This is a genomic window from Pontimicrobium sp. MEBiC01747, assembly GCF_053601635.1.
Window position 1 is genome coordinate 1 of record NZ_JBSHNS010000339.1, and the last position, 3573, is coordinate 3573.

The following is a 3573-nucleotide window of genomic DNA, read 5'->3' on the forward strand; positions in this document are numbered from 1 at the left end:
AACAAGAGATATAGTATCCACAATTTATTATTTAAGAAGTTTAGATATTAAAAAAGCGCCTGTAGGTGCTAGTGATACATTTACTGTATTGTTCGATAATAAAGAAACAAAATTCTCTTTTACATACGTAAAAAAAGAAACTATTAATACTGCAATAGGGCCTAAAGAATGCTACAAACTAAAAATTGGCGTTGCCAATAATGTTTTAAAAGGGAGCAATAGTAACTTTTTATGGCTAACAGCAGACGAGAATAAAATACCTGTTTTTGCAAAATTTAAAGTAGCCATAGGTAATGGTGAATTAAAAATAAAATCGGCAACAGGACTAAAAAACTAATACTTACTAGCAAATAATATAAACTAATGAAAAAACTTTTTATCATTTTAGGAGTCATCACTGGTGTTTTAGCAGTTGTATTATCCGTATTACCAACATTTAAACTAGCTTTTATACCTGCTACTTTAACATTTATTTTTGGGCTACTAGCTTTTTGGAAAGCTAAAAAAGAAGGTGGTGCAAAACACACTGTGCAACTTATATTTTTATTTAGCATTATTGCATTATCTCTAGCCACTTATAAAACTATTTTTGAAACTAATGAAGTTGGAGATATAGAGCAATTAGAAAAGCGAGAAGAAAAGTCTTTAGAGAACTCTATAGAAGAATTAGACGAGGAGCTAGAAGATATAGACATTGATGAATAATCTTTAGGCTGTATTCATGTATAGATAATAAATAGTTTTATTATTAAACATTAATTTCTATTCGGGAATACTATTTAAAACGATTTCATATCTTTGGTTAAAATAATAACTACTGTAATAGTATATTATTATCCCTAACTGAAGACACAATACAATACATGAAATCTTTTTTAATACTTTCTGCATTTGCGTTAGTAGGCTCCTGTGCAACAACTAAGTATAGTACAAAAATTAAAAACTTAAAGAATAGTATAACCATAAACGATAGTACATTAATTGCTAAATATGCTAATACTATTACTGCAAAAGAACTCAAAGAAAACTTATATCAATTTGCTTCAAAAGATTTTGAAGGCCGAAAAACAGGGCAAGAAGGTCAAAGAAAAGCCACTCGTTTTTTAAAGGCATATTACGAAAGAGAACAAATAGCCCCTGCTCTATCCTCTTCATACTTTCAGCATATTCCTTCGCAATTTCTTCCTGAGGGTGCTGGAAAATCTGAAAATGTTTTAGCCTATATTAAAGGATCAGAAAAACCTGAAGAATTACTTATAATATCTGGGCATTTAGATCATTTAGGAGTTAAAAATGATACTATTCATTTTGGTGCAGACGATAATGGTTCTGGCTCTGTTGCTATTTTAGAAATAGCTCAAGCCTTTAAATTAGCAGCAAAAGATGGATATGGTCCCAAACGTAGTGTCTTATTTTTACACCTAACAGCAGAAGAAATAGGTTTATATGGTTCTAACTATTATATAGAGAATCCAGCTTTTCCTTTAGAAAATACCATTGCTAATTTAAATATAGACATGATAGGTCGTGTAGACCCAAAACATACTAATACACCAAATTATATATATCTTATAGGCTCTGACCGTATTAGTAAGGAGGTTCATTATATTTCAGAAAAAGTAAATAATACCTTCTTTAATTTAGAGCTAGACTATACCTACAATGCAGAAGACGACCCTAATCGTTATTATTACAGATCCGATCACTATAACTTTGCACAACAAGACATTCCTGTAATCTTTTATTTTAATGGAGAACATAGCGATTATCATAAACCTACAGATACACCAGATAAAATAGCTTATAGTCTATTGCAAAAACGTACACAGTTTATTTTTGCTACAGCATGGCAGCTCGCAAACCAAGAAAATAGACCCATTAATAATGCTGCGCTTTAAGGTGTTAAAAAGTGTTAAACACAATCGTTTAACCGCTTATTTTCTTGTATTTTTACGGCAACCATTTTTACTAATTAATACCAAAAATCAATTATCTAAAAACAAATAGAATAATTGTTCCTGTTATATTTTGTTATAATTATTTACAATACAACAGGTAACCATTTTAAAATGACATTAAATTTATGAAAAAAGGATTATCTCTTTTTGCTTTAGCTCTATTAGTTGTTGCCTGTGGTACATCTAACAAAACCGCTAGCAAGAAAGCCGTTGCAAATCCTGCGGATTATGCAAACACAATTACTCAAGAAGATCTTAAAACAGCATTATACAAATATGCATCAGATGAGTTTCAAGGTCGAGAAACTGGTGAGCCAGGCCAAAAAATGGCGGTTGACTTTTTAAAAGACCATTATATTAAATATGGTATTCCTGCTGCTAAAAAAGATGGCGATTATTTTCAAAATGTACCATTAGAAGTTATGTCGCCTCCAGAGGTTACCATCACAGCAAATAATAAAACATTTACAGCTACAGACCATATTGTGTCTGTTGGCGGAGGAGAAACAGGTAAACTATCTGCAAAAGATATTGTATATGCAAGTTATGGTATAGAGGATGAAAAATATTCTAACTATACTAACATTGATGTAAAAGGAAAAATTGTAGTTATAAAAGCTGGTGAACCAAAAAACGAAGATGGAACTAACTTAATTTCTGGAGAAACAGGAGATTCTAAATGGTCTAACTTTAGACAGCAGTTTGCTTTAAAAAGAGACATTGCAAAAGAAAAAGGAGCTGTAGCTGTTTTATTTTACTACCCTAGAGTTTTCCCTATGGCAAAAATGCGTTTCGGTACTTCTAGCGGAAGAATGTCTCTAGTAGGGAAAGAAGATAACATGTACTACTTGTTAATTAATGAAGATTTTGCAACAAATATAATTAGCGATATCGACACCAATGATACTCCAAAAGTTATTAATACGCCTATGACCATAGATTTTAAAAAGAAATCTAAGTCTATTTCTTCAGAAAACGTAGCAGCATATATTAAAGGTTCTGAAAAGCCTGATGAAATTATTGTTATCTCTGCGCATTTAGATCACGAAGGGGTTAAAAATGGAGAAGTATATAATGGTGCAGATGATGATGGTTCTGGTACTGTAGCTGTAGTAGAAATTGCAGAAGCATTTGCTAAAGCGGTAAAAGATGGTAACGGGCCAAAACGTTCTATTTTATTCTTAAATGTTACTGGTGAAGAAAAAGGATTATTAGGCTCTCGCCACTATACAGATAACGACCCTATATTTCCATTAGCAAATACCGTTGCTAACTTAAATATAGATATGATTGGACGTACAGATCCTAAACGTAAAGAAGGAGACCGTAATTATATTTACTTAATTGGAAGTGATAAATTAAGTACTGATTTACATAATATATCGGAAGCGATGAACCAAAAGTATATGAATATTGAATTAGATTATACCTTTAATAAAAAGGACGATCCAAATCGTTTTTACTATAGATCTGACCACTATAATTTTGCAAAGAATAACATTCCTGTAATATTCTATTTTAATGGAACTCATGACGACTATCACCAGCCAGGAGATACACCAGATAAAATTGAATACGATTTATTAGAAAATCGTGCCCGTTTAGTGTTCTATAC

The 3573-nt window shown here is 31.4% G+C and carries 4 protein-coding genes; all 4 read left to right on the forward strand.

From position 1 onward, the window contains the following. Positions 1 to 337: DUF3108 domain-containing protein (locus ACVC2P_RS11075; protein ID WP_452598533.1), on the forward strand; the 337-nt coding region annotated here is incomplete at its 5' end. 26 nt (positions 338 to 363) lie between these two features. Continuing rightward, a complete protein-coding gene (locus ACVC2P_RS11080) occupies positions 364 to 705 on the forward strand; it encodes an FUSC family protein (protein ID WP_452598534.1) in 342 nt (113 codons plus the stop codon). A gap of 158 nt (positions 706 to 863) precedes the next feature. Beyond that, on the forward strand, positions 864 to 1898 hold the full coding sequence (locus tag ACVC2P_RS11085; protein WP_452598535.1) for a M28 family peptidase: 1035 nt from the start codon (positions 864 to 866) through the stop codon (positions 1896 to 1898). 185 nt (positions 1899 to 2083) lie between these two features. Further along, positions 2084 to 3573 (forward strand): M28 family peptidase (locus ACVC2P_RS11090; protein WP_452598536.1); only part of this gene is annotated, 1490 nt, incomplete at its 3' end.